The sequence below is a fragment of the Kitasatospora sp. NPDC101183 genome (assembly GCF_044767945.1).
Taxonomy (GTDB): Bacteria; Actinomycetota; Actinomycetes; order Streptomycetales; family Streptomycetaceae; genus Kitasatospora.
In genome coordinates, this window is sequence record NZ_JBIWOW010000018.1 from 72633 (window position 1) to 94146 (window position 21514).

At 71.4% G+C, this 21514-nt stretch carries 23 protein-coding genes; 12 read left to right on the top strand and 11 right to left on the bottom strand.

Annotation, left to right across the window (positions count from 1 at the left end; genetic code table 11):
* The first annotated feature begins 8 nt into the window (after window positions 1-8).
* The 7 genes from ybeY to era all read left to right on the top strand — a co-directional run bounded on the left by ybeY (window position 9) and on the right by era (window position 4369).
* Entirely contained in the window at window positions 9-503 is a 495-nt protein-coding gene (gene ybeY, locus ACIRRS_RS25095) for an rRNA maturation RNase YbeY (RefSeq protein ID WP_031067899.1), read from the top strand.
* A gap of 19 nt (window positions 504-522) precedes the next feature.
* Entirely contained in the window at window positions 523-1848 is a 1326-nt protein-coding gene (locus ACIRRS_RS25100; protein WP_402974803.1) for a hemolysin family protein, read from the top strand.
* Between the two features lie 33 nt (window positions 1849-1881).
* Window positions 1882-2118 carry a hypothetical protein gene (locus tag ACIRRS_RS25105; RefSeq protein WP_402974806.1) on the top strand — a complete coding sequence of 79 codons (237 nt, stop codon included), beginning with the start codon at window positions 1882-1884 and terminating at the stop codon, window positions 2116-2118.
* Between the two features lie 27 nt (window positions 2119-2145).
* Window positions 2146-2697, top strand: coding sequence for a DUF4383 domain-containing protein (locus ACIRRS_RS25110; RefSeq protein WP_402974809.1), 552 nt, complete (start codon window positions 2146-2148; stop codon window positions 2695-2697).
* 22 nt (window positions 2698-2719) lie between these two features.
* The gene (locus ACIRRS_RS25115) at window positions 2720-3073 is read left to right on the top strand and encodes a cytidine deaminase (RefSeq protein WP_402974812.1); all 354 of its coding nucleotides are present in this window, start codon (window positions 2720-2722) and stop codon (window positions 3071-3073) included.
* Window positions 3074-3215: 142 nt separating this feature from the next.
* Window positions 3216-3374 carry a hypothetical protein gene (locus tag ACIRRS_RS25120; RefSeq protein ID WP_402974815.1) on the top strand — a complete coding sequence of 53 codons (159 nt, stop codon included), beginning with the start codon at window positions 3216-3218 and terminating at the stop codon, window positions 3372-3374.
* Window positions 3375-3442: 68 nt separating this feature from the next.
* Window positions 3443-4369: a GTPase Era gene (gene era / locus ACIRRS_RS25125; protein WP_402974818.1), complete on the top strand. Its 927-nt coding sequence runs from the start codon at window positions 3443-3445 to the stop codon at window positions 4367-4369.
* Window positions 4370-4406: 37 nt separating this feature from the next.
* Here the strand turns inward: era and ACIRRS_RS25130 are convergent, their stop codons facing one another.
* Together ACIRRS_RS25130 and ACIRRS_RS25135 are read right to left on the bottom strand one after the other, a co-directional pair.
* Window positions 4407-4673, bottom strand: coding sequence for a protealysin inhibitor emfourin (locus ACIRRS_RS25130; RefSeq protein ID WP_031067909.1), 267 nt, complete (start codon window positions 4671-4673; stop codon window positions 4407-4409).
* A 123-nt stretch (window positions 4674-4796) separates the two neighbouring features.
* Window positions 4797-5819 (bottom strand): M4 family metallopeptidase, encoded by a 1023-nt coding sequence (locus tag ACIRRS_RS25135; protein ID WP_402974822.1) that lies wholly within the window; start codon window positions 5817-5819, stop codon window positions 4797-4799.
* A 337-nt stretch (window positions 5820-6156) separates the two neighbouring features.
* Between ACIRRS_RS25135 and leuA the strand changes: the two genes are divergently transcribed.
* From leuA to ACIRRS_RS25155, 4 genes are all read left to right on the top strand, one after another.
* Window positions 6157-7947 carry a 2-isopropylmalate synthase gene (gene leuA / locus ACIRRS_RS25140; RefSeq protein ID WP_402974825.1) on the top strand — a complete coding sequence of 597 codons (1791 nt, stop codon included), beginning with the start codon at window positions 6157-6159 and terminating at the stop codon, window positions 7945-7947.
* Window positions 7948-8363: 416 nt separating this feature from the next.
* Window positions 8364-8873: a TerB family tellurite resistance protein gene (locus tag ACIRRS_RS25145; protein ID WP_402974828.1), complete on the top strand. Its 510-nt coding sequence runs from the start codon at window positions 8364-8366 to the stop codon at window positions 8871-8873.
* Between the two features lie 175 nt (window positions 8874-9048).
* The gene (gene recO, locus ACIRRS_RS25150; RefSeq protein ID WP_402974831.1) at window positions 9049-9795 is read left to right on the top strand and encodes a DNA repair protein RecO; all 747 of its coding nucleotides are present in this window, start codon (window positions 9049-9051) and stop codon (window positions 9793-9795) included.
* A 4-nt stretch (window positions 9796-9799) separates the two neighbouring features.
* Window positions 9800-10633 carry an isoprenyl transferase gene (locus tag ACIRRS_RS25155; protein ID WP_402974834.1) on the top strand — a complete coding sequence of 278 codons (834 nt, stop codon included), beginning with the start codon at window positions 9800-9802 and terminating at the stop codon, window positions 10631-10633.
* Window positions 10634-10759: 126 nt separating this feature from the next.
* Here the strand turns inward: ACIRRS_RS25155 and ACIRRS_RS25160 are convergent, their stop codons facing one another.
* The 4 genes from ACIRRS_RS25160 to ACIRRS_RS25175 are packed head-to-tail and all read right to left on the bottom strand — an operon-like array spanning window position 10760 to window position 13906.
* Window positions 10760-11170 carry a Fur family transcriptional regulator gene (locus tag ACIRRS_RS25160; RefSeq protein ID WP_402974837.1) on the bottom strand — a complete coding sequence of 137 codons (411 nt, stop codon included), beginning with the start codon at window positions 11168-11170 and terminating at the stop codon, window positions 10760-10762.
* A gap of 35 nt (window positions 11171-11205) precedes the next feature.
* A complete protein-coding gene (locus ACIRRS_RS25165; protein ID WP_402974840.1) occupies window positions 11206-12126 on the bottom strand; it encodes a metal ABC transporter permease in 921 nt (306 codons plus the stop codon).
* Window positions 12123-12893 carry a metal ABC transporter ATP-binding protein gene (locus tag ACIRRS_RS25170; RefSeq protein WP_402974843.1) on the bottom strand — a complete coding sequence of 257 codons (771 nt, stop codon included), beginning with the start codon at window positions 12891-12893 and terminating at the stop codon, window positions 12123-12125. The genes ACIRRS_RS25165 and ACIRRS_RS25170 overlap by 4 nt, the downstream gene beginning before the upstream one ends.
* A 14-nt stretch (window positions 12894-12907) precedes the next feature.
* Complete coding sequence (locus ACIRRS_RS25175; RefSeq protein WP_402974845.1) at window positions 12908-13906, bottom strand: metal ABC transporter substrate-binding protein; 999 nt, start codon at window positions 13904-13906, stop codon at window positions 12908-12910.
* Between the two features lie 191 nt (window positions 13907-14097).
* On the opposite strand from ACIRRS_RS25175, the gene ACIRRS_RS25180 reads away from it, so the two are divergent.
* The gene (locus ACIRRS_RS25180) at window positions 14098-15480 is read left to right on the top strand and encodes a glycine--tRNA ligase (protein WP_402974848.1); all 1383 of its coding nucleotides are present in this window, start codon (window positions 14098-14100) and stop codon (window positions 15478-15480) included.
* A 109-nt stretch (window positions 15481-15589) separates the two neighbouring features.
* On the opposite strand, the gene ACIRRS_RS25185 is transcribed toward ACIRRS_RS25180, so the two are convergent.
* From ACIRRS_RS25185 to ACIRRS_RS25205, 5 genes are all read right to left on the bottom strand, one after another.
* Window positions 15590-16756 (bottom strand): hypothetical protein, encoded by a 1167-nt coding sequence (locus tag ACIRRS_RS25185; RefSeq protein WP_402974851.1) that lies wholly within the window; start codon window positions 16754-16756, stop codon window positions 15590-15592.
* Window positions 16757-16839: 83 nt separating this feature from the next.
* On the bottom strand, window positions 16840-17595 hold the full coding sequence (locus ACIRRS_RS25190) for a hypothetical protein (RefSeq protein WP_402974853.1): 756 nt from the start codon (window positions 17593-17595) through the stop codon (window positions 16840-16842).
* Complete coding sequence (locus ACIRRS_RS25195; protein ID WP_402974856.1) at window positions 17592-18161, bottom strand: NADAR family protein; 570 nt, start codon at window positions 18159-18161, stop codon at window positions 17592-17594. Before ACIRRS_RS25195 ends, ACIRRS_RS25190 begins: the two co-directional genes overlap by 4 nt.
* 28 nt (window positions 18162-18189) lie before the next feature.
* Window positions 18190-21159 carry a HEAT repeat domain-containing protein gene (locus tag ACIRRS_RS25200; protein WP_402974859.1) on the bottom strand — a complete coding sequence of 990 codons (2970 nt, stop codon included), beginning with the start codon at window positions 21157-21159 and terminating at the stop codon, window positions 18190-18192.
* Window positions 21156-21509: a hypothetical protein gene (locus tag ACIRRS_RS25205; RefSeq protein ID WP_402974861.1), complete on the bottom strand. Its 354-nt coding sequence runs from the start codon at window positions 21507-21509 to the stop codon at window positions 21156-21158. The genes ACIRRS_RS25200 and ACIRRS_RS25205 overlap by 4 nt, the downstream gene beginning before the upstream one ends.
* Window positions 21510-21514: the final 5 nt, after the last annotated feature.

A 21514-nucleotide genomic window follows, 5' to 3' on the forward strand; every position in this document is an offset into this window, starting at 1 on the left:
AGCCCGTCATGTCGATCGACATCGCCAACGAGTCCGGTTGGGAGGCCGACGAGGAATCCATCCTCGACGTCGCCCGCTTCGCCCTCGACCGGATGCGGATCCACCCGCAGTCCGAGCTGTCCGTGATCCTGCTGGACGCCGCGGCGATGGAGGAGCTGCACATCCAGTGGATGGACCTGCCCGGGCCCACCGACGTGATGTCCTTCCCGATGGACGAGCTGCGCCCCGGCAAGGAGGACGAGGAGCTGCCCCAGGGCCTGCTCGGTGACATCGTCCTGTGCCCCGAGGTCGCCCAGCAGCAGGGCAAGGCGGCCCCCTCCCAGCACTCGATGGACGAGGAGCTGCAGCTGCTCACCGTCCACGGCGTGCTGCACGTCCTCGGCTACGACCACGAGGAGCCGGAGGAAGAGGAGGAGATGTTCGCCCTCCAGAAGCGCATCCTCGACGACTGGCGGGCCGGGCGCGGCCTCGGGGGCATCTCGCCCGCCCCCACCACCCACTGAGCGCGGGGCCCACAGTCCCGTGAGCGGTGAAAGTACGAGTTACGTCCTCGGTGCCGTGGCCCTCGTCGTGCTCGGCTGGCTGGCCGCGTGCGCCGAGGCGGGCGTCTCCCGGGTCTCCCGGTTCCGGGCGGAGGAGGCGGTGCGCAGCGGCCGGCGGGGTTCCGCCCGGCTGCTGGTCGTCGCCTCCGACCCGTTCCGCTACCTGAACCTGGCCACCCTGATCCGGGTGGCCAGCGAGATGGCGGCGGCCGTGCTGGTCACGGCCGTGTGCGTCCGCACCATCCACCCGACCTGGCAGGCCGTGCTGCTGGCCTTCGGGGTGATGGTGCTGGTGTCCTTCGTGGCGGTGGGCGTCTCGCCCCGCACGATCGGCCGCCAGCACCCGCTGTCCACGGCGACGGCGGCCTCCTTCGTGCTGCTGCCGCTGGCGGCCGTACTGGGCCCCATCCCGCGGCTGCTGATCCTGCTCGGCAACGCGCTCACCCCCGGCAAGGGCTACCGCGAGGGGCCGTTCGCCTCGGAGGCGGAGCTGCGGGCGCTGGTGGACCTCGCCGAGAAGGACGACCTGATCGAGGACGAGGAGCGCCGGATGGTGCACTCCGTCTTCGAGCTGGGCGACACCATCGTGCGCGAGGTGATGGTGCCGCGCACCGACCTGGTGATGATCGAGCGGCACAAGACGGTGCGCCAGGCGCTGACCCTGGCGCTGCGCTCGGGCTTCTCGCGCATCCCGGTGGTCGGGGACAACGAGGACGACGTGGTCGGCATCGTCTACCTCAAGGACCTGGTGCGGCGCACCCACATCAACCGGGACGCCGAGTCGGAGGAGGTGGGCGCGGTGATGCGCCCGGCCGTCTTCGTCCCGGACTCCAAGGCGGCGGGGGACCTGCTGCGCGAGATGCAGCAGCGCCGCTCGCACGTGGCGATCGTGATCGACGAGTACGGCGGCACGGCCGGCCTGGTGACGATCGAGGACGTCCTGGAGGAGATCGTCGGCGAGATCACCGACGAGTACGACCGGGAGATCGCCCCGATCGAGGACCTGGGCGACGGCTCGTACCGGATCACCGCCCGCCTGCTGGTGGAGGACCTGGGCGAGCTGTTCGGCATCGAGCTGGAGGACGAGGACGTGGAGACGGTGGGCGGCCTGCTGGCCAAGCACCTGGGCCGCGTCCCGATCCCCGGCTCCGCCTGCGAGATCCCGCTGCCCGACCCCGTCGAGGGCGGCCTCACCGGCATCCTGCTGACCGCCGAGTCCTCCGCCGGCCGCCGCAACCGCATCGGCTCCATGGTCGCCACCCCCGTCCACCAGGGCGACCACCCCACCCCCGACCCGGGCGAGTAGCGGGGTGGTCGTGGGCGAGCGACCATGGAGGGCATGACGCACAAACTTCGCGCGGAGTACGGCCCGCAGGGGGCGGCCGGCGGAGCCAGGTCCTGGCACGTGGTGCGGGACGAGGACCCGTCGACGGCGCTCTGCGGCCGGACCATGCCCGACGAGGCCGAGACCCGGCCCGAGGAGGAGTGGGGCACCGGGCTGCGCTGCTGCCAGCAGTGCGGTTCGCTCTACATGCACGAGACGCCGCACATGCAGAAGGCCCATCCCTACAGCTAGGGAGAGTCGGCTTCTCTGGAGGTCGCGATGAAGCTGCAAGACGAACTGCCCACGGTCGACCGCCGACTCGCCCTGGTGTGGCGGGTCGGGGCGGCGGCGGGGGGGATCTTCCTGATCGTGTTCGGAATCCTGGGGCTGGCCGACCACCCCGGGTTCCTGGCCACCCACGGCGACCGGATCGCCGGGCTGTCGACCAACGGGGCGCTGAGCGTCCTGTCCATCGTGGCGGGCGCGGTCCTGCTGGTGGGGGCGGTGGTCGGCGGGAACTTCGCGTCCAACCTCAACCTGGTGGTCGGCGTGCTGTTCGTGCTGTCCGGCTTCTACGGGCTGGCGGTGCTGGGGCGCCCGGACGCCAACATTCTCAACTTCCGGATGTCGAACGTGCTGTTCGCGTTCGTCTTCGGGATCGTCGTGACCACCTTCGGGATGTACGGCCGGGTGGGCAGCCACCTGCCGCACGACAACCCGTTCTGGCGGGAGCGGATCGAGCACGAGGAGGCGCAGCCGACCGGGGCCGCGAAGACCTTCGTCAAGGTGCTGAACCCGAACCCCGGTCGGACCCACCCGGTCGGCCACTGAGGGGCAGCCTATGCTCGGCGGCATGAGTGACATCGTCGAGCTGGACCCCGAAGACAAGAAGATCATCACCCTGGCCCGCTCGGCCCGCGCCCGCAACGGCGTGGCCGAGGGGGCCGCGGTGCGCGACGAGACCGGCCGCACCTACGTGGCGGGCACGGTCGTGCTGGAGTCGCTGAAGCTGAGCGCGCTGCAGACGGCGGTCGCGATGGCGGTGGCCAGCGGCGCGAAGTCGCTGGAGGCGGCGGCCGTGGTGAGCGAGGCCGGGCAGCCGGCCGAGGCGGACCTCGCGGCCGTACGGGACCTGGGCGGGGCCGGGACGCCGGTGCTGCTGGCGGGGCCGGACGGGACGCTGACGGTGGCGGCCGAGGCGCGCTGAGGCGCGTCCGGGGTGTTCTGCGGGGCTCTGCGGGGCTCCAGAGGGGCCCTGAGGTGCTCCGGCAGCCGGAGCCGGGCCTTGCCCTCATGGGCTCAGCCGATAATCTCACCGGGAGAGAGGGAACGGTGAAGGGGCTGGGGACATGGGGGCGTTGGCGTTCTTCGCCGGGCTGGTGCTGTTCGTCATGGGCTTGGGCAAGTGGCAGGAGACCGGCTCGCCGCTCTGGCTCTGGGGCTCCTTCGGGTTCCTCCTGCTGCTGATCGTCTTCTCCCTGATCCGCACCGACAAGGGCAAGGGCTGAGGGAGCCGGAAGCGGCTCCGGCGGGCCCCTGGGCGGCGGGGCTCCGGTGATCAGGGAGAATGGAGCCCATGAATGCCCCTTCCTCCTTCCGCTCCGGCTTCGCGTGCTTCGTCGGCCGGCCCAACGCGGGCAAGTCGACCCTGACCAACGCCCTGGTGGGGACGAAGGTCGCGATCACCTCCGACCGCCCGCAGACCACCCGGCACACCGTGCGCGGCATCGTGCACCGCCCGGACGCCCAGCTCGTGCTGGTCGACACCCCCGGCCTGCACAAGCCCCGCACCCTCCTCGGCGAGCGCCTCAACGACCTGGTCCGCTCCACCTGGGCGGAGGTCGACGTGATCGGCTTCTGCCTGCCCGCCGACCAGAAGCTCGGCCCCGGCGACAAGTTCATCGCCAAGGAGATCGCCGAGATCAAGAAGACCCCCAAGGTCGCCATCGTCACCAAGACCGACCTGGTCGACTCCAAGCGCCTGGCCGAGCAGCTGATCGCCGTCCACCAGCTCGGCCTCGAACTCGGCTTCGAGTGGGCCGAGATCATCCCGGTCTCGGCGGTCGGCGACAAGCAGGTCGACCTGGTGGCCGACCTGCTCACCAAGCTGCTGCCCGAGGGCATGCCGCTCTACCCGGACGGTGACCTCACCGACGAGCCCGAGCAGATCATGGTCGCCGAGCTCATCCGCGAGGCCGCCCTGGAGGGCGTGCGCGACGAACTGCCGCACTCGCTGGCCGTGGTGGTCGAGGAGATGCTCCCGCGCGAGGACCGCCCGGCGGACCGCCCGCTGCTGGACATCCACGCCAACGTGTACATCGAGCGGCAGAGCCAGAAGGCCATCGTGATCGGCGCCAAGGGCGCGCGCCTCAAGCACGTCGGCACCACCGCCCGCAAGCACATCGAGGCGCTGCTCGGCACCCCGGTCTACCTGGACCTGCACGTCAAGGTGGCCAAGGACTGGCAGCGGGACCCGAAGCAGCTGCGCAAGCTGGGCTTCTGAGCCTCCTGACCGTCGACTCCCCAGTGCCGCGCGGGGGTTACGCGCCCTCGCGCAGCACCAGGGAGACCAGCTCGCGCTGCGAGTCGCTGAGCTTCGGGTCGGCGCAGTGGACCGTCCGGCCGTCGACGGTGATCTCGTAGTGGAAGCCGTCCGGCACGCCGTACGAGGGCGCGCGCAGTCCGCCGGCGACGGCCTCGCGGGCGAGGGCGTGGACGTGGGGGGCGTCCGTGCGGTCGGCGGTGTCGAGCTCCGCGTGTCGGACGATGCCGGCGAGGCCGCCGGTCCGGGTCACCTGGATACGCATGGTGTCCATGGTGCTACGCAGGGATGGGGATTGCCGTGCCTTTCCCGGACCGTGACCTTAAGCGACCGTCAACAGCGCCTCAGCGGGCTCCAGCCGGGGCCCTGTCCGGGGCCTGTCCGGGCCCTATCCCGGGCTCACCCCCACCTGGGCCCAGGCGGCCGTGACGGTGTCGGCCACCGAGGGCTGGTCGGGGTAGCGGGCCTTGGCGGCGGCCACGGTGGCGCGGGCGAAGGCCGTGAAGTCGGCGTCGGCGGGCAGCCGGCGGCCGGTGAGGGCGTCGTACCAGATCCGCCCGGCGCGCTCCCAGGCCGGGCCGCCGAGGGCGGTGGCGAGCAGGTAGAACGCGTGGTTGGGGATGCCGGAGTTGATGTGCACCCCGCCCGAGTCCTCCGAGGTGTTGACGTAGTCGCGCAGGTGCGCGGGCTGCGGGTCCTTGCCGAGCCGGGGGTCGTCGTACGCGGTGCCGGGGGCCTTCATCGAGCGCAGGGCCACGCCCTGGACGCCGGGGGCGAGGAGCCCGGCGCCGATCAGCCAGTCGGCGGCGTCGGCGTCCTGGTGCAGCGCGTACTGCTTGACGAGGGAGCCGAAGACGTCGGAGACGGACTCGTTGAGCGCGCCGGGCTGGTCGTGGTACTCCAGGCCGGCGCTGAACTGGGTGACGCCGTGGGTGAGTTCGTGGCCGATGACGTCCACGCAGGCGGTGAAGTCGCCGAAGATCTCGCCGTCGCCGTCGCCGAAGACCATCTGGTGGCCGTTCCAGAAGGCGTTGTCGTAGTCGCGGCCGTAGTGGACGCTCGCGTCCAGCCGCAGGCCCTGGTTGTCGATGGAGCGGCGCCCGTACGCGTCGGCGTAGAGGGCGAAGGTGGCGCCGAGGCCGTCGTAGGCGCGGTTGACGGAGTCGTCGGCGGCCGGGGGCCGGCCCTCGGCGCGCACGGTGCGGCCGGGCAGGTGCTGGAGGTGGCCGGCGTCGTAGATCAGCCGGCTGAGGTCGGGGGCGGCGGCGACGGCCGGGGGAGGGGCGAGCCGGGCAGCGCGGTGCGCGGCGTCGAGGGCGAGGGAGTGGACGGCGGGCTCGTGACCGGCCTCGGCGAGGCGGTCCAGGACGTACGGCGGGACGATCGCGCAGAGCGGCACTCCTGCAGTCATGTGGCCCAGGGTGAGGCTTTCATGACCGGTTGTCACCACCTTTGACATGACCAGCGGGTGTCTCAAGGGGTGGAACGGTAGCCCGGATCACTTCGGGGGCGCGCGGGGCTGGGTTACGCTGGGTCCCATCATGCGCAACGGGCTGCTTCTTCTTAGCTGCCGCGTCGAGGGCCTGTAGTCCACCGGGCCGGCTCCCTCGCCGCGGAGAACGAGCTGTGCGCGCACATCGGCGATCCAATGGCGAATCGCGAGCGTCACCGCTGAGGCCGGCCAATCGGTGTAGACCATCCCGACCGCCCGCAAGCCACGCATCCACAGGAAGCCGAGAGTCACCTCCATGACCGAGCAGACCTCCGCCGTCCCCGCTGCCGCCGCCTTCACCGACCGGCCCACCCCGATCACCGCCGCCACCGCCCGCCAGCGGACCTCCGGCATGCGGCACGGGCGCTACCTGCCCTTCGGCACCGTCGACCTGCCGGACCGCACCTGGCCGGGCACGGTGATCACCAAGGCGCCGCGCTGGCTCTCCACGGACCTGCGGGACGGCAACCAGGCGCTGATCGACCCGATGTCCCCGGCCCGCAAGCGCAAGATGTTCGACCTGCTGGTCGCCATGGGCTACAAGGAGATCGAGGTCGGCTTCCCCTCCTCCGGCGCCACCGACCACGCCTTCGTCCGCTCGCTGATCGAGGAGGGGGCGATCCCGGAGGACGTCACCATCTCGGTGCTGACCCAGGCCCGCGAGGAGCTGATCGAGAAGACGGTGGAGTCCCTGGTCGGCGCCCCGCGCGCGACCGTCCACCTGTACAACGCGACGGCGCCGCTGTTCCGCCGGGTGGTCTTCCGCAACGACAAGGAGGCCACCAGGGCGATCGCCGTGGACGGCACCCGCCTGGTGATGGAGTACGCGGAGAAGCTGCTGGGCGAGGACACCGTCTTCGGCTACCAGTACTCGCCGGAGATCTTCGTCGACACCGAGCTGGACTTCGCCCTGGAGGTCTGCGAGGCGGTCATGGACGTCTGGCAGCCGGGCGAGGGCCGCGAGATCATCCTGAACCTGCCCGCCACCATCGAGCGGGCCACCCCCAACGTCCAGGCCGACCAGTTCGAGTGGATGTCGCGCCACCTGTCGCGCCGCGAGTACGTCTGCCTGTCCGTGCACCCGCACAACGACCGGGGCACGGCCGTCGCCTCCGCCGAACTGGCGTACATGGCGGGCGCGGACCGCATCGAGGGCTGTCTGTTCGGGCAGGGCGAGCGCACCGGCAACGTCGACCTGGTGACGCTGGGGATGAACCTGTTCTCCCAGGGCGTCGACCCCGAGATCGACTTCTCCGACATCGACGAGGTCCGCCGCACCGCCGAGTACTGCAACCAGATGGAGGTGCACCCGCGCCACCCGTACGCGGGCGACCTGGTCTACACCTCCTTCTCCGGCTCGCACCAGGACGCGATCAAGAAGGGCTTCGACGCCCTGGAGGCCGACGCGAAGGCCGCCGGCGTCCCGGTGGAGGAGCACACCTGGGGCGTGCCGTACCTGCCGATCGACCCCAAGGACGTCGGCCGGACGTACGAGGCGGTCATCCGCGTCAACAGCCAGTCCGGCAAGGGCGGTGTCGCGTACGTCCTCAAGAACGACCACAAGCTGGACCTGCCGCGCCGGATGCAGATCGAGTTCTCCCGGATCATCCAGGCCAAGACCGACGCCGAGGGCGGCGAGGTCACCCCGGCCGAGATCTGGCGGGTCTTCGAGGACGAGTACCTGCCGACCACCGACAACCCCTGGGGCCGGATCTCCCTGGCCGGTTCGCGCAGCCTGACCACCGAGGACGGCCGGGACGCGCTGACCGCCGAGGCCGTGGTGGACGGCGTTCCCGTACGCCTGACCGGTACGGGCAACGGCCCGGTCTCCGCCTTCGCGGACGCCCTGTCCCGGATCGGCGTGGACGTGCGCGTCCTGGACTACGCCGAGCACGCGCTGAGCGAGGGCGGCGACGCCCAGGCGGCCGCGTACGTGGAGTGCGCGGTGGACGGCAAGGTGCTGTGGGGCGTGGGAATCGACGGCAACACCGTGCTGGCCTCGCTGAAGGCGATGATCAGCGCCGTCAACCGGGCGCAGCGGGCCTAATACGTACGGGTGGTACCCGAAGGGCCGTCCTCCGGGCGGCCCTTCGGCCTGTGCGCAGTGCGCTGTGCCGGGTCCTGTGCCGGGCCTTGTGGTCTGCGCCACATTTTTTCGGATCGGAAGACGTTCCAGGTACTGACACGTGCCGGTAACCGTGGCAACATCGATCCACCGGAGAGCCGGGTCGGTGGGACGGCCCAGGTGTCCGGTCGCGCGACCTGCCCATCATCGAGCAGGAGCGCCTGCCATGTCTGGGGAGTGGCGCCGTGACCAGGTTGTGGGGTGTTCGCCCGCGGTGGCGGACTGACGTTCTCGGTGACTTCTTCTGTCCGGGCTGCGGCGGGGACCGCAACTACCGTCGGCAGCACGGCCGGCGGTGGCTGCGGTTGCTCGGAGCCCCGGTCGTTCCGCTGGGCCCGGTGATCGGCAGCGTGCAGTGCACGGGCTGCCTCGCCCGGTTCGGCCTGGAGAGCCTGGAGCAGCCGACCAGCGTGCGCCTGGGCGCGATGCTGCGCGACGCCCAGTACACCGTCGCGCTGGCGATGCTCGCGGCCGGCGGCACCGGCAACCGGGCGGCCCGCGAGGCGGCCTGCACGGCCGTGCGCGAGGCCGGCTTCGAGGACTGCGGCGAGGCCCAGGTACTGGCGGCGCTCGCCGCTCTCTCGGGCCTCGGCGGCGAACTGCACGACGCGCACGGCATGTCCGGCGGCCTCGCGGTGGAACTGCACGCGGTGCTCCAGCCCGTCGCCCCGCACCTGGCGCAGCAGGGCCGGGAGCGGCTGGTGCTGCAGGGCGCGGCGATCGCCCTCTCGGACGGGCGCTACCTGCCGCAGGAGCGCGACGCGCTGGACGCGGTCGGGCGCTGCCTGGACGTGCCGCAGGAGCGGGTCGCCGTGCTGCTGGAGGCGGCGACGCGGGCGCTGTACTAGCCGCCCCTTCTTCCCCCGTACCTTCCGATCCTTCCCCCGTACCTTCCGAATCCCCCACAAACGGGCCCGGCCACCCCCCTCCCGGGCCCGCCGTGACCCGCACCGCAGTGGTCCTCCCCCACGGTCCCCGGTGCGGGCAACACGGCTGTCCGGGGCCTGGGGGACAATGGTGGGCATGAGTCTTTTCCGGGACGACGGCGTCGTGCTGCGGGCGCAGAAGCTCGGCGAGGCCGATCGGATCATCACCCTGCTGACCCGCCACCACGGCAGGGTGCGGGCGGTGGCGCGCGGGGTGCGCAAGACCAAGTCCAAGTTCGGCGCCCGCCTCGAGCCCTTCTCGCACGTGGACGTGCAGTTCTTCAGCCGGGGCAGCGAACTCCTCGGCCGGGGCCTGCCGCTGTGCACCCAGGTGGAGACCATCGCCCCGTACGGCGGCTCGATCGTCACCGACTACGGCCGCTACACCGCCGGCACCGCGATGCTGGAGACGGCCGAGCGCTTCGCCGAGAACGAGGGCGAGCCGGCCGTGCAGCAGTACCTGCTGCTGGTGGGCGGGCTGCGCACGCTGGCCGCCGGGCTGCACGAGTCGCACCTGGTGCTGGACGCCTTCCTGCTGCGCTCGCTCGCGGTCAACGGGTACGGCGCGAGCTTCACCGACTGCGCCAAGTGCGGCCTGGACGGGCCGAACCGTTTCTTCTCCCTCCCCGCAGGCGGGGTGCTCTGCGGGGACTGTCGGGTGCCGGGTTGTGCCGTACCCTCCCCTGAGACACTGGTACTGCTCGGGGCGCTGTTGTCAGGGGACTGGCGGACGGCCGATTCCTGCGAGCCCCGGTACTGGCGGGAGGGCAGCGGCCTGGTCGCGGCCTACCTCCAGTGGCACCTGGAGCGGGGCATCCGCTCGATGAGATACGTGGAGAAGTGAGCACATGGCAGCGCGACGGCTCTTCGGCGGCGGCAAGCAGCGGAACTACGTTCCCCCGACTCCGCACTCCAGCGGCGCACAGCCCCCGAAGATCCCCGGCGAGCTCGTCCCCGAGCACGTCGCGATCGTGATGGACGGCAACGGCCGCTGGGCCAAGGAGCGCGGGCTGCCGCGCACCGAGGGCCACAAGGTCGGCGAGTCCGTCGTGCTGGACGTCCTCGCGGGCGCCATCGAGCTGGGCGTCAAGAACATCTCGCTGTACGCCTTCTCGACCGAGAACTGGAAGCGTTCGCCCGACGAGGTGAAGTTCCTGATGAACTTCAACCGCGACGTCATCGCCCGCCGCCGCGACGAGATGGACGAGATGGGCGTGCGCATCCGCTGGGCCGGCCGGATGCCCAAGCTGTGGAAGAGCGTCGTCCAGGAGCTCCAGGTCGCCGAGGAGCAGACCAAGGGCAACGACGCCGTCACCCTGTACATGTGCGTCAACTACGGCGGCCGGGCCGAACTCGCCGACGCCGCCCAGGCGATCGCGCGGGAGGTCGCTGCCGGGCGGCTCGACCCGAAGAAGGTCAACGAGAAGACCATCGCCAAGTACATGTACCACCCGGACATGCCGGACGTGGATCTGTTCCTGCGCCCCAGCGGCGAGCAGCGCACCTCCAACTTCCTTCTCTGGCAGTCCGCCTACGCCGAGTTCGTGTTCCAGGACGTGCTCTGGCCCGACTTCGACCGCCGCGACCTGTGGCGCGCCTGCGAGCAGTACGCGCGGCGCGACCGGCGCTTCGGCGGGGCGATCCCCAACGAGGTTCCGGCGGAGGTCCCGGCGCAGCGCTGAGGCGCGCCGGGGACGGCGAAGGGCCCGCAGGATCGCTCCTGCGGGCCCTTCGCCGTACCCGAATCCGTACCCGGTCCAGTACCCGAATCCGTACCCGGTTCCGTACCGGCTGCCCCGGCGCGGAGGTCAGGCCGCCTTCGCGCACTCCGCACAGGTGCCGAAGATCTCCAGGGTGTGCGCGATGTCGCTGAACCCGTGCTCGGCGGCGACCGAGTTGGCCCAGCGCTCCACCGCCGGGCCCTCCACCTCCACGGTGGCGCCGCAGTGGCGGCAGACCAGGTGGTGGTGGTGCCCGCTGCTGCACCGGCGGTAGACGGCCTCGCCGTCCGAGGTGCGCAGCACGTCGACCTCGCCGGCGTCGGCGAGCGACTGGAGGGTCCGGTAGACGGTGGTCAGACCGACGGAGTCACCGCGGTGCTTGAGCAGGTCGTGGAGCTCCTGCGCACTGCGGAAGTCCGCGATCTCGTCCAGGGCCGCCGAGACGGCGGCACGCTGCCGGGTCGATCGGGCGCGCGGCGACGGGCCTGCGGTGGTCACCGTGGGTCCTCCTGGGGTGGGGGTCGTCTGGCACCTCATTGTGCCAGCCCCGCCCCCCGCCCCGGCGAGGTCGCCTCGGAGGAGGCCTGTGCCGGGAGTTCGACGTCGCAGACCTGGGGCCCCTGGTCGGCCCGGGCCCGGTGGCGCCGCCGGGCGAGCGGCGCGGCGATCGCGCTGAACACCGCGAACACCGCGATGGCGAGCAGCACGATGGCCGGCCCGGAGGGCACGTTGAGGTGGTACGAGCCGGTGACCCCGGCCAGCGCGACGACCACGCCCAGCCCGATCGAGGCGGCCTGGGTCGCGGCGAAGGAGCGGGTGAGCTGCTGGGCGGCCACGACCGGGACGACCATCAGGGCGCTGACGAGCAGCAGGCCGACCACCCGCATCGCCACCGTGACGGTGACGGCGGCCATCACCGCGAGCAGCAGGTTGAGGGTGCGCACCGGAACGCCGGTGACGCGGGCGAAGTCCTCGTCCTGGCAGATCGCGAAGAGCTGGCGGCGCAGGCCGACCGTCACGGCGATGACCACGGCGCCGAGGATCGCGATGGTGACGAGGTCCCCCGGGGCGACGGTGAGGATCGAGCCCCACAGGTAGCTCTCCAGCGAGCCGGCGCCGGCCTGGGCGGACATCGAGACCAGCAGCTTGCCGCAGGCCATGCCGCCGTAGAAGAGCATCGCGAGGGCGATGTCGCCGCGCTGGTTTCCGCGTGAGCGGACCAGTTCCATGGTGACGGCGCCGAGCACGCAGACCAGCACGGCCATCCAGACCGGGCTGGTCTGGAAGATGAAGCCGAGGCCGACGCCCGTCATCGCGACGTGGCCCATGCCGTCGCCCATCAGCGCCTGGCGGCGCTGCACCAGGTAGATGCCGACGGCGGGGGCGGTGATCCCGACCAGGACGGCGGCGAGCAGGGCCCGCTGCATGAAGTCGTAGGAGAGCATCTCGGTCATGCCAGCAGCCTCGGCGGAGTCAGGTCGGCGTGCGGGTGCACGTGGTCGTGGCCGGGCAGGGCGTGCAGGCCGGTGTTGGGGACGGGCGGGCCGTCGTGCGCCACGCAGCCGTCCCGCAGGACGACGGCGCGGTCGATCAGCGGCTCCAGCGGCCCGAGTTCGTGCAGGACGAGGAGGACGGCGGCGCCCCGCCCGACCTCGGCGCGCAGGGTGTCGGCGAGCACCTGCTGGCTGGCGGAGTCCACGCCGGCCATCGGCTCGTCCATGATCAGGAGGTCCGGCGAGCCGACCAGGGCGCGGGCGATCAGCACCCGCTGCTGCTGGCCGCCGGAGAGGTCCGCGACGCCGTCCCCGGCGCGGTCCAGCATGCCGACGGCGTCCAGGGCGCGGTCGACGGCGGCGCGGTCCTTGCGGCGGAAGGGCAGCAGCCCGTGCTGCGCCAGCCGTCCGGTGGAGACCACCTCGCGGACGGTGGCCGGGACGCCGGAGGCGGCGGTGGTGCGCTGCGGGACGTACCCGATGCGGTTCCAGGCCCGGAAGGAGCGGTACGGCGTGCCGAACAGCTCCAGGGTGCCCTGCTCCAGCGGCACCGATCCGATGACCGCCTTGACGGTGGTGGACTTGCCGGAGCCGTTGGCGCCGAGCAGGGCGACGACCTCGCCGGAGCGCACGGTGAGGTCGACGCCGCGCAGCACCGGGCGGCCGCCGCGGGCGGCGATGGCGTCGCGCAGGCGGACGGCGGGGGCCAGGGGTATCGGGTCGGTCATGGCGGTGCTTCCCGTCAGCTCGTGGTCGGGGTGGCGGCCGGGGTCGTGGGGGTGCTGTCCGGGGCGCCCAGGGCGGCCCGGAGGTTGGCCAGGTTCTGCTTCATGACGCTGAGGTAGTCGTCCTTGGAGGGGTCCTTGACGCCCTCCAGCGGGTCCAGGACGGCGGTCTTGAGGCCGAGGTCCTTGGCGACGGTGTCGGCGAGCTTGGGGCTGACCAGGGTCTCGAAGAAGATCGTGGTGACGCCGTTGTCCTTGGCGGCCTTCTGCACCTCGGCCAGGCGGGCCGGGGTGGGCTCGGACTCGGGGTCGACGCCGTTGATGGCGACCTGGGTGAGGCCGTAGTGGTCGGCGAGGTAGCCGAAGGCGGCGTGGCTGGTGACGAAGGTCTTGGACTTGACGTCCTTGAGGCCGGCCTGGAACTCCTGGTCGAGGGCGCCGAGCCTGGTGACCAGGTCGTCGGTGTTCTTCTTGTACTCGTCCGCGTGCGAGGGGTCGGCCTTGGCGAACTCGGCGCCGACGCTCTTGGCGATCGAGGCGTAGCGGGTCGGGTCGAGCCAGATGTGCGGGTCGCCGGCCGGGCCGTCGTGCTTGTGGCCGTCGCCGCCCTCGGTGCCCTCGTCGAGGTGGTGGTCGACGAGGGGGCTGGCGGCGGTGGCGTCGATCTTGGCCTTGGCGGAGGACTGGCCGACGGCCTGGTCGACGGTGGGCTGGAGGCCCTTGAGGTAGACGATCGCGTCGGCCTTCTGGACGGCCGCGACCTGCTTGGCCGTGAGCTCCAGGTCGTGCGGCTCGACGCCGGGGGCGGTGAGGTCGGTGACCTCGACGTGGTCCTTGCCGATCTGCTGGGCGAGGAACTCCATCGGGTAGAAGGAGGCGACGACCTTGAGCTTGCCGCTCCCGCTCTTGGCGCTGCTGTCCCCGCCGCAGGCGGTCAGCACCAGGGCGCCGGTCAGGGCGGTGGCGGCCAGGGCTATGGAGGTGCGGGTCCGACGTCCCGACTGTCCGATCATCATGACAATCATTCTCAACTTAACTGGAAATGATTGTCAAATCACTCGATCGGGTGAACGGCAGGTAACGATGGGTGGTGGCTGCCGGACGATACCGATTTGAACCTCGTACCCGTATGGCCGGTAACCTTGGGTATTCGGGTACGAGCAACCAGCCGTGCCCTGACCGTGCCGTACGTACTGAAGAGAGCACTGTGGCCGCCGACAAGATCGACACGATCGTCAGCCTGAGCAAGCGCCGTGGCTTCGTCTACCCCTGCAGCGAGATCTACGGCGGCACGCGTGCCGCCTGGGACTACGGGCCGCTGGGCGTGGAGCTCAAGGAGAACATCAAGCGCCAGTGGTGGCGTGCGATGGTCCAGGCCCGCGAGGACGTCGTCGGACTCGACTCGTCGGTCATCCTGGCGCGCGAGGTCTGGGAGGCCTCCGGCCACGTCGCGACCTTCAACGACCCGCTGACCGAGTGCCTCTCCTGCCACAAGCGCCACCGGGCCGACCACCTGGAGGAGAAGTACGAGGCCAAGCACGGCTTCCCGCCGCCGAACGGCCTCCAGGACGTCAACTGCCCCGACTGCGGCACCAAGGGCCAGTTCACGGAGCCCAAGGACTTCTCGGGCATGCTGAAGACCCACCTCGGCGTCACCGAGGAGGCCTCCGGCCTGGCCTTCCTGCGCCCCGAGACCGCCCAGGGCATCTTCACCAACTTCAAGGCCGTCCAGACCACTTCGCGCAAGAAGCCGCCGTTCGGCATCGCCCAGACCGGCAAGAGCTTCCGCAACGAGATCACGCCCGGCAACTTCATCTTCCGCACCCGCGAGTTCGAGCAGATGGAGATGGAGTTCTTCGTCAAGCCGGGCGAGGACGAGCAGTGGCACGAGTACTGGCTCCAGCAGCGCTGGGACTGGTACGTCGACCTCGGCCTGCGCACCGAGAACATGCGCTTCTTCGAGCACCCGAAGGAGAAGCTGTCCCACTACGCCAAGCGCACGGTGGACATCGAGTACCGCTTCAACTTCGGCGGCAGCGAGTTCTCGGAGCTTGAGGGCGTCGCCAACCGCACGGACTACGACCTGCGGGTGCACAGCGAGGCCTCCGGCCAGGACCTGAAGTACTTCGACCAGGAGTCGAACGAGCGCTACTTCCCGTACGTCATCGAGCCGGCGGCCGGCCTCAACCGCGCCATGCTGGCCTTCCTGATCGACGCCTACTTCGAGGACGAGGCGCCCAACGCCAAGGGCGTCATGGAGAAGCGCGTCGGCATGCGGCTCGACCCGCGCCTGGCCCCGGTCAAGGTCGCCGTGCTGCCGCTGTCGCGCAACGCCGACCTCTCCCCGAAGGCCCGCGGCCTGGCCGCCGACCTGCGCACCGCGTGGAACGTCGAGTTCGACGACGCCGGTGCCATCGGCAAGCGCTACCGCCGCCAGGACGAGATCGGCACGCCGTTCTGCGTGACGGTCGACTTCGACACCCTTGAGGACAACGCGGTGACCGTTCGCGACCGCGACACCATGTCGCAGGAGCGCGTGTCGCTGGACCAGGTGAAGGCGTACCTGGGCGCGCGGCTCATCGGCTGCTGACCGCTGTTCCCGGGAGCCCTCGTTCGCTCCGGCCGTGTTCGGTCGGGGCGGGCGGGGGCTCCTCGCGTTTCCCTCGGCCGTTCTGTCGGTTGTTCTGTCGGCGGCGGCTCTAGGAGCGGCGGCCCCAGCGGGAGCGGGGGGCGGGCGGGGAGGTCGGCAGGCCGGCGGAGCGCAGGGCGGCCAGGGTGGTGCGGTGGCGGGCCTCGTCGGCGAGCAGGGCGGCGAGCAACTGCCCGTACAGGGACGGGTGTTCGGCGAGCGCGGCCGCCAGCCGGACCAGCTCGGCCGGCGGGCGCAGCGCGGCCAGCTCGTTCAGCAGGACGGTGGACAGCTCGGGCAGCAACTCCATCGCGAGGGAGGCCAGTTCGGGGGTCGGGCGACCGGCGGCCTGGCGCAGCAGGGTGCGGACGTCCGCCTGGCGGCCGTGCTGGCGCAGGGCGGCGGCCAGGACGGTCAGCTCGGGAGTCGGTGCCGAGCCCCACTCCCACAGCAGGGTCGCGCCGTCCGCGTGCTGCCCGGCCCGCTCCAGGGCGGCGAGGAGGGCGGGCAGGTCGGCGGGCGGGTAGGCCCAGAAGGCGTGGAACAGCTCCGCGGACTCCTCCGCCAGGCCCAGCTCCCGCAGTTCGGCGAGGACGGCCACCGCGGGCTCGGGCGCGGAGCGGGCGCAGGTGGCGGCGAGCCGGAGCGAGGCGCCGGTGGGGCCGCGCCGGGAGAGCATGCCCACCAGGAGGGCGGCGTCGGGCGGGGCGAGGAGGGCGGCGGCCCGGTCCAGCAGCTCGGCGGCCTCGGCGTCGGCGCCCGACCGGTGGAGGGAGGTGATCCGCTCGGTGAGGGCGCCGAGGTCGGGGCGGGCGGGGGGTGGGGGTTCCGGGTGCTGTTCCGGCTGCGGCTCGTACGGCTCGTACGGCTCTTGCGGTTGGTGCTGCTGTTGTCGCAGAGGTTGCTGCAGGGGTTGCTGCTGTTGTTGCGGGGGTTGCTGCTGGTGCTGCTGCTGTTGGGGCTGGTCGTGTCTGAGGCGGATCTCCAACTCGTGCAACTGGTTGCTCAGTTGGAGGCATCTCGCGCCCAGCCCCTCGCGCAGGGTGCGCGCCTGGGCGAGCTGGCGCAACAGGTCCGCGTCCGGGCGGTGGCGGCCGGGCGTCGCGCGTATCGCCTCGTTCAGCCGCCGTTCGCGCTGGCCCGCGTAACGGCTCGCGCTCAGTAACTCGTCGAGCTCCGTCCGGAGTTCGAACGCCTGTTGCTCGGCGGTGAGTTCCCGGCCTGCGGTTTCCTCCATCGGCCGCATGCGCATGATCGCCCCATCCCGTCCATCTAGACCCTGACTGCGGGACATATTGGCGAGGAATTGTGGCTGGGGAGTTAAGGGCGTGCGACCAGTCGTGTGCGAGTGGTGTCAAGGAGCGCGCAGAGGGCGGTCGTTGCGAGAAGTGCGCCGGTCGCGCTCCGCAGGATCGTCGCCTCGACGTACGGGCCCGGCGTGAGGACGGCAACCGCGTAGCCGACGGCGAGGGTGGCCGCCGCGGGCCCGAGGAGCCGCAGGTCCTCGCGGCGCAGGGCGGCGGCCAGGACCAGGAGGGCTGCTGCGGCGGCGGGTTGGGGGTGGGCGAAGGTGAGGCCGTAGCGGATGGCGAGGGCCGGGAGGAGGAAGAGGGTGAGCGCGCGGGCGAGGAGGGCGGTGAGGGCGGTGGTGTACGGGCCGGTGGCCGTGGCGCGTACGGGGACGTAGCGGGTGGCGGCGAGGACGGCGGCGAACGTCAGGAGCACGAGGGGGAGTTCGAGGAACGCCTGGACGCGGAGGACGGTGGGGGAGAGGAGGCCCGGTGGCCCCGGGAGGTGGTCCGCGAGCCAGGTCACGGTGGTGTTGTGTCGGGGGACGTCGAACCAGCCGGGGAGGAAGGAGCGGGAGATGAAGGACGTGTCGCCGTGGTGGGCGCGCTGGATGTGGACGGCGAAGAGGAGCTGGTTGAGGAGGATCAGTGCGACGACGGCCGCGAGGGCGGGTTCGGGGCCGAAGCGGCTGAGTTGCTTGTCGCGGGGCTTGCGGCTCCGGTAGAGGACGGCGGCGGCCGTGGAGACCGCCACCGTCACGTCCAGGATCGGGACGACCGGCCTCATCGGGCGAGTCGGGCCCGCGCCTCCATGAGGGCGAAGCCCAGGAGGTTCAACCCGCGCCACTCGACGGGCTGTTGGGCGCGGATGTCGTCGGCGGCGAGGCCGATGCCCCAGATCCGGTCCAGGGGGCTGGCCTCGACGAGGACGCGGGAGTTGGTGCCGAGGAGGTAGGCGAGGAGGTTCTCGTCCTGCTCGAACTTGGCGACGTTGCCCTCGACGACGAGCTCGAAACGGTTGGCGACCCAGATGTCCTCGTCGAAGTCGCGGACCAGTCGGCCCAGCTTCTTCGCCTCGGCGGGCGTCCGGGCGTCGAGGATGCGGGCGGCGGTGGCGTGGTCGTCGAACATGCGGGCCTTGCCGGCCATCATCCAGTGCTCGGCGGAGGCGTAGGTGACGCCGGAGACGGTGAAGGGCTGCGGCCACCACTGGCTGAGGCACTCCTGGCGGGTGCCGCCGCCCTTGCGCTCGGTGTGGCCCCAGAACATGACCCACTTGGGCTGGACGCCGGTGGCCATCAGCGCGGCGAGGTCCGTGCGGGTGCGGACGTCGGCGGGGGTGGTGGTGCTCATATCGTCATTCTGACGTAAAGGGGGTGGGTTAGGCCAGGGGGTTTTCGAGGCCGAGGACGGTGAGGGCTTCGGTGGCGACGGTGCGGATGTCTTCGGAGGGGTCGGCGGTGAGGCGGGTGATCGTTTCGGCGGACTCCGGTTCGTCGGGCCAGGTGAGGGCGAGGAGCTTGACGGCGGCTGTGCGGACCTCGTCGGACGGGTCCTCGCGGGCGAGGTCGAGCGTCGGGCGGAAGGCGGTTTCGGTGTACCGGGCAGCCAGCACTTGGAGGGCCGCGATGCGGACCTCCGGCGCAGGGTCGGCGAGGGCAGTGGAGGTTGTGGGGCGGGTGTCGGAGTGGTCACGCCAGTACTCGCCGAGGAGGTGCAGTACCTCCATGCGGACCACGGGGTCTTCGTCGTCCATGGCATCGCGGAGGGTGGGATGGGTGCGGGGATGGCCGGACCATCCGTCGGCGAGGAGTCGATGGGCTGCGGCACGGACGCTTCCGTCGTGTTCGACAGTGGCGCGGTGGAGAAGGGGCAGGTCGTCGTGGGACCAGTAGCCCCGGAACACGACCAGGGCCAGGGCCTCACCGCGAACAGCCGGGCTCGGGTCGTCGGTGGCGGCGGCGCGGAGAACGGACCAGGCGTCGGAGGTGGACGACCACCAGAGGGACAGCGTCTTCAGCGCCGCGCTGCGAGCAATCGGTTCGGCGTCGCGAGTGGCGATGGATCGAGTGGCGAGATAATAGCGGGATTCGGGGCCGTCATCCGGGATGATGTCGTCGGCCCGGAAGCTGGAGAGCGCCTGGAGGGCTCTGATGCGGACCTCCACTGCGGTGTCCCTGGTTGCGGCCTCGGCGATTGTGGCCGTTCGGGGATCGCGGGGCCAGGAGTCGGAGAGGAGGGCTAGGGCCATCCAGCGTGCTTCTGGGTCCGGGTCCCTGCTGACGGCCGCCTGAAGGGCGAAGGGGGCGCTCTGATCGAGCGCCGACTCTTCGGCGAGCCCCTGGAGTTCCCGTATCCGCGCTTCTTCGGGCGGGGGAGTCTCGTGGCGGGGCTGGGCGGAGATCGCCTCGGCGAGAGGATGCCAGGCCACGGTGAACTGCGCTCTCGTGGATTCGTCGTGTCGGCGGAGGGTGCGGGCGATCTGCTGGGCCATGGCGATGCCTGGAGCGCTCGGGACGCACAACGCGGCGTAGTACCAGCGCAGGTAGCGGCGCCGACCGCTCCAGAACTGATCGAAGGTGGAGAGGGCCGGCAGAGCACCGATGGCGTGGAGGGAGGGCGACCGGCGGAGTGCAATGGTCAACGTGTCGACCACGGCCTCGCTCTGCGCCAACACCGGCAAGCCGATGTCCTCCACCTCGGCGAGGACCCGTACGGCGAACGCCAGCGCCGGAATGTGGTGCAGCGACGTCCGCCGGTTCCGTTCGAGGAGTTGGGCGAGGAAAGCCGCCACGTCCCGCTGCTTGAGCCGCCCGGCGGTCAGAAGCACCACTTCGTCCCATGCCGGGTCCTTGGAGTACTCGTCGAGCAGGTCGACGAACTCCTCCCGGCTCCATTCCTCCTCGTCCCGGCGTCGTACCAGGTCGGAGGAGGCGAGGTACTCCAGGAATGTCCGGTGCACGAAGCCGTAATTGCCGCCGCCGTAGTGCGCGAGCAGGAAGTTCCGGGTGCGCAGGCGCTCGACCAGGAAGTCGGCGGCTATCTCGGCAGCGGGCCTGCCGATGTTGTGCTCGACGAGGAACTCGCTGATGATGCCCGTGAGTTCGTCGTGCTGGATGAAGGTGCCCGCGGGCTGCCCCGCGTCGCTCTGCATCTGGCGGGCGATGCGTTCCAGGAGCTTCAGCGTGCGCCCGGCGTTCAGCCACTCCAGGGCCTGGGCCGCCTCCGCGTTCCTCGGGCTGGCCGGGGTGAGGAACTTGGCGTCGCGGTCCAGGCGTTCGACGAGGACCTCGATGGCATGGGCGTACACGTGGCGCCGCTCGCGGGGGATGGTGTGCCCGAGGCCGATGGCGGCCAGGACGGTCAGCAGCATCGGGTTCTTGGCGAGGTCGCGGACCGCGCGGATGTTACGTACGGCGTGCAGCAGCCGCTCGGCGAGCTGCTCGGCACGTGCCGGCTCGGCCGGGTGCGCGGCCGCGTACCAGCGGCGCGTGAAGTCCTCGATCTGGCCCGAGTCCAGGTTCCGGAGCTTCACGTGACGGAAGTCGGCGGAGGTGAAGTCGCCCGCCCGGTAGCCGTGTTCCCGCGAGGTGACGATTGTCCGCACGCGCGGGTGGGTGGCGGCGAACGCGGCGATCCGGCGGGCGACGGTCGAGCGCAGCTCGGGGTCGAAGATCTCGTCGAGTCCGTCGAAGGCCACCAATGCATCGCCGTCGGCGAAGAGTTGGGTGAGGACGGAGCACGGGAGCCCCATCCGCTCCTGCGTGTGGATGAACTCCAGGAACTCCTCAATGGTCCGCTCCGGCTGCTGCGCGTACTGCCGCAGCTCCACCACGATTGGCACCAGCCCGACCAGCGGCGCCAGTTCGGCCGGAACCGCCCCCAGCGCGCCCGCCAGGGCCAGCGCCAGGAACTTCGTCAGCGTCGACTTGCCCCCGCCTGGATCGCCGATGACGACCAGTCGCAACTCCCGGCTGTCTCCGACAAGTTGGAGGATCGGAGGCGGATCCTCCCCGTGCGCCGACATCGGGTGCAGCCGCACGCTGCGATCCACGGTGAAGCGAGCCTCGTACACGTCGTAGTCCTGCGGGATGTACACCTGCCGCAGCTCGATCACCGGCTGCTCGCCTGCCAGCCCCGACGGCCCGAGCACGTCGAGGTTCAGCCGCCGGTACACCTCCCGCACCCTCGTCAGGTACGTCTCGACCGCCGCCTCCCCGTCCACGGCAGGCTCCGGCCGCGCGCCGCCCTGGTAGATGGTGATGTCGCGCCCGGCGGCCATCGCCTCCGGGCCCTCCGCCGTCACGACCCGCTCGGTGACGGCGCGCCGCCGCCACGGCCACGGGCTCAAGAGGACCGCCCGTTCAGGTCGATCCCGTTGATGTCACCGCCGGCCGCCACCGACCCCTGCCCGCCGGCCGAGACCTCCCGGCGTCCAGAACTCGCCCGGCCGCCCGTCCCGTTGATGTCCCCGCCCGCCGCGATGCCGCCGTCGCGGGCCTTGACCGTACGGTCGCCGCCCGCCGCCGGTGCCCGGAGGGCGAGCACCGCGACCACGACGCCGACCAGCCCGACCACGGCCCCCGCGACGCTGGAGACCTGCCCGGCCGTGTCCAGGTCCGCCAGCAGCGCGACCAGTACGAGCGCCACCGTCGCCGCGCCCCCGGCCCCGCCGATCCACCGCCATGTCCCACGCTGCATCGCGT

Coding starts and splice junctions, on each gene's coding strand:
- ACIRRS_RS25120 (WP_402974815.1), top strand. CDS start 3,216: ATGGGGGCGTTGGCGTTCTTCGCCGGGCTGGTGCTGTTCGTCATGGGC.
- ACIRRS_RS25195 (WP_402974856.1), bottom strand. CDS start 18,161: ATGAGCACCACCACCCCCGCCGACGTCCGCACCCGCACGGACCTCGCC.
- ybeY (WP_031067899.1), top strand. CDS start 9: ATGTCGATCGACATCGCCAACGAGTCCGGTTGGGAGGCCGACGAGGAA.
- recO (WP_402974831.1), top strand. CDS start 9,049: ATGAGTCTTTTCCGGGACGACGGCGTCGTGCTGCGGGCGCAGAAGCTC.
- ACIRRS_RS25130 (WP_031067909.1), bottom strand. CDS start 4,673: ATGCGTATCCAGGTGACCCGGACCGGCGGCCTCGCCGGCATCGTCCGA.
- era (WP_402974818.1), top strand. CDS start 3,443: ATGAATGCCCCTTCCTCCTTCCGCTCCGGCTTCGCGTGCTTCGTCGGC.
- ACIRRS_RS25165 (WP_402974840.1), bottom strand. CDS start 12,126: ATGACCGAGATGCTCTCCTACGACTTCATGCAGCGGGCCCTGCTCGCC.
- ACIRRS_RS25175 (WP_402974845.1), bottom strand. CDS start 13,906: ATGATGATCGGACAGTCGGGACGTCGGACCCGCACCTCCATAGCCCTG.
- ACIRRS_RS25110 (WP_402974809.1), top strand. CDS start 2,146: ATGAAGCTGCAAGACGAACTGCCCACGGTCGACCGCCGACTCGCCCTG.
- ACIRRS_RS25115 (WP_402974812.1), top strand. CDS start 2,720: ATGAGTGACATCGTCGAGCTGGACCCCGAAGACAAGAAGATCATCACC.
- leuA (WP_402974825.1), top strand. CDS start 6,157: ATGACCGAGCAGACCTCCGCCGTCCCCGCTGCCGCCGCCTTCACCGAC.
- ACIRRS_RS25155 (WP_402974834.1), top strand. CDS start 9,800: ATGGCAGCGCGACGGCTCTTCGGCGGCGGCAAGCAGCGGAACTACGTT.
- ACIRRS_RS25135 (WP_402974822.1), bottom strand. CDS start 5,819: ATGACTGCAGGAGTGCCGCTCTGCGCGATCGTCCCGCCGTACGTCCTG.
- ACIRRS_RS25185 (WP_402974851.1), bottom strand. CDS start 16,756: ATGGAGGAAACCGCAGGCCGGGAACTCACCGCCGAGCAACAGGCGTTC.
- ACIRRS_RS25170 (WP_402974843.1), bottom strand. CDS start 12,893: ATGACCGACCCGATACCCCTGGCCCCCGCCGTCCGCCTGCGCGACGCC.
- ACIRRS_RS25105 (WP_402974806.1), top strand. CDS start 1,882: ATGACGCACAAACTTCGCGCGGAGTACGGCCCGCAGGGGGCGGCCGGC.
- ACIRRS_RS25205 (WP_402974861.1), bottom strand. CDS start 21,509: ATGCAGCGTGGGACATGGCGGTGGATCGGCGGGGCCGGGGGCGCGGCG.
- ACIRRS_RS25190 (WP_402974853.1), bottom strand. CDS start 17,595: ATGAGGCCGGTCGTCCCGATCCTGGACGTGACGGTGGCGGTCTCCACG.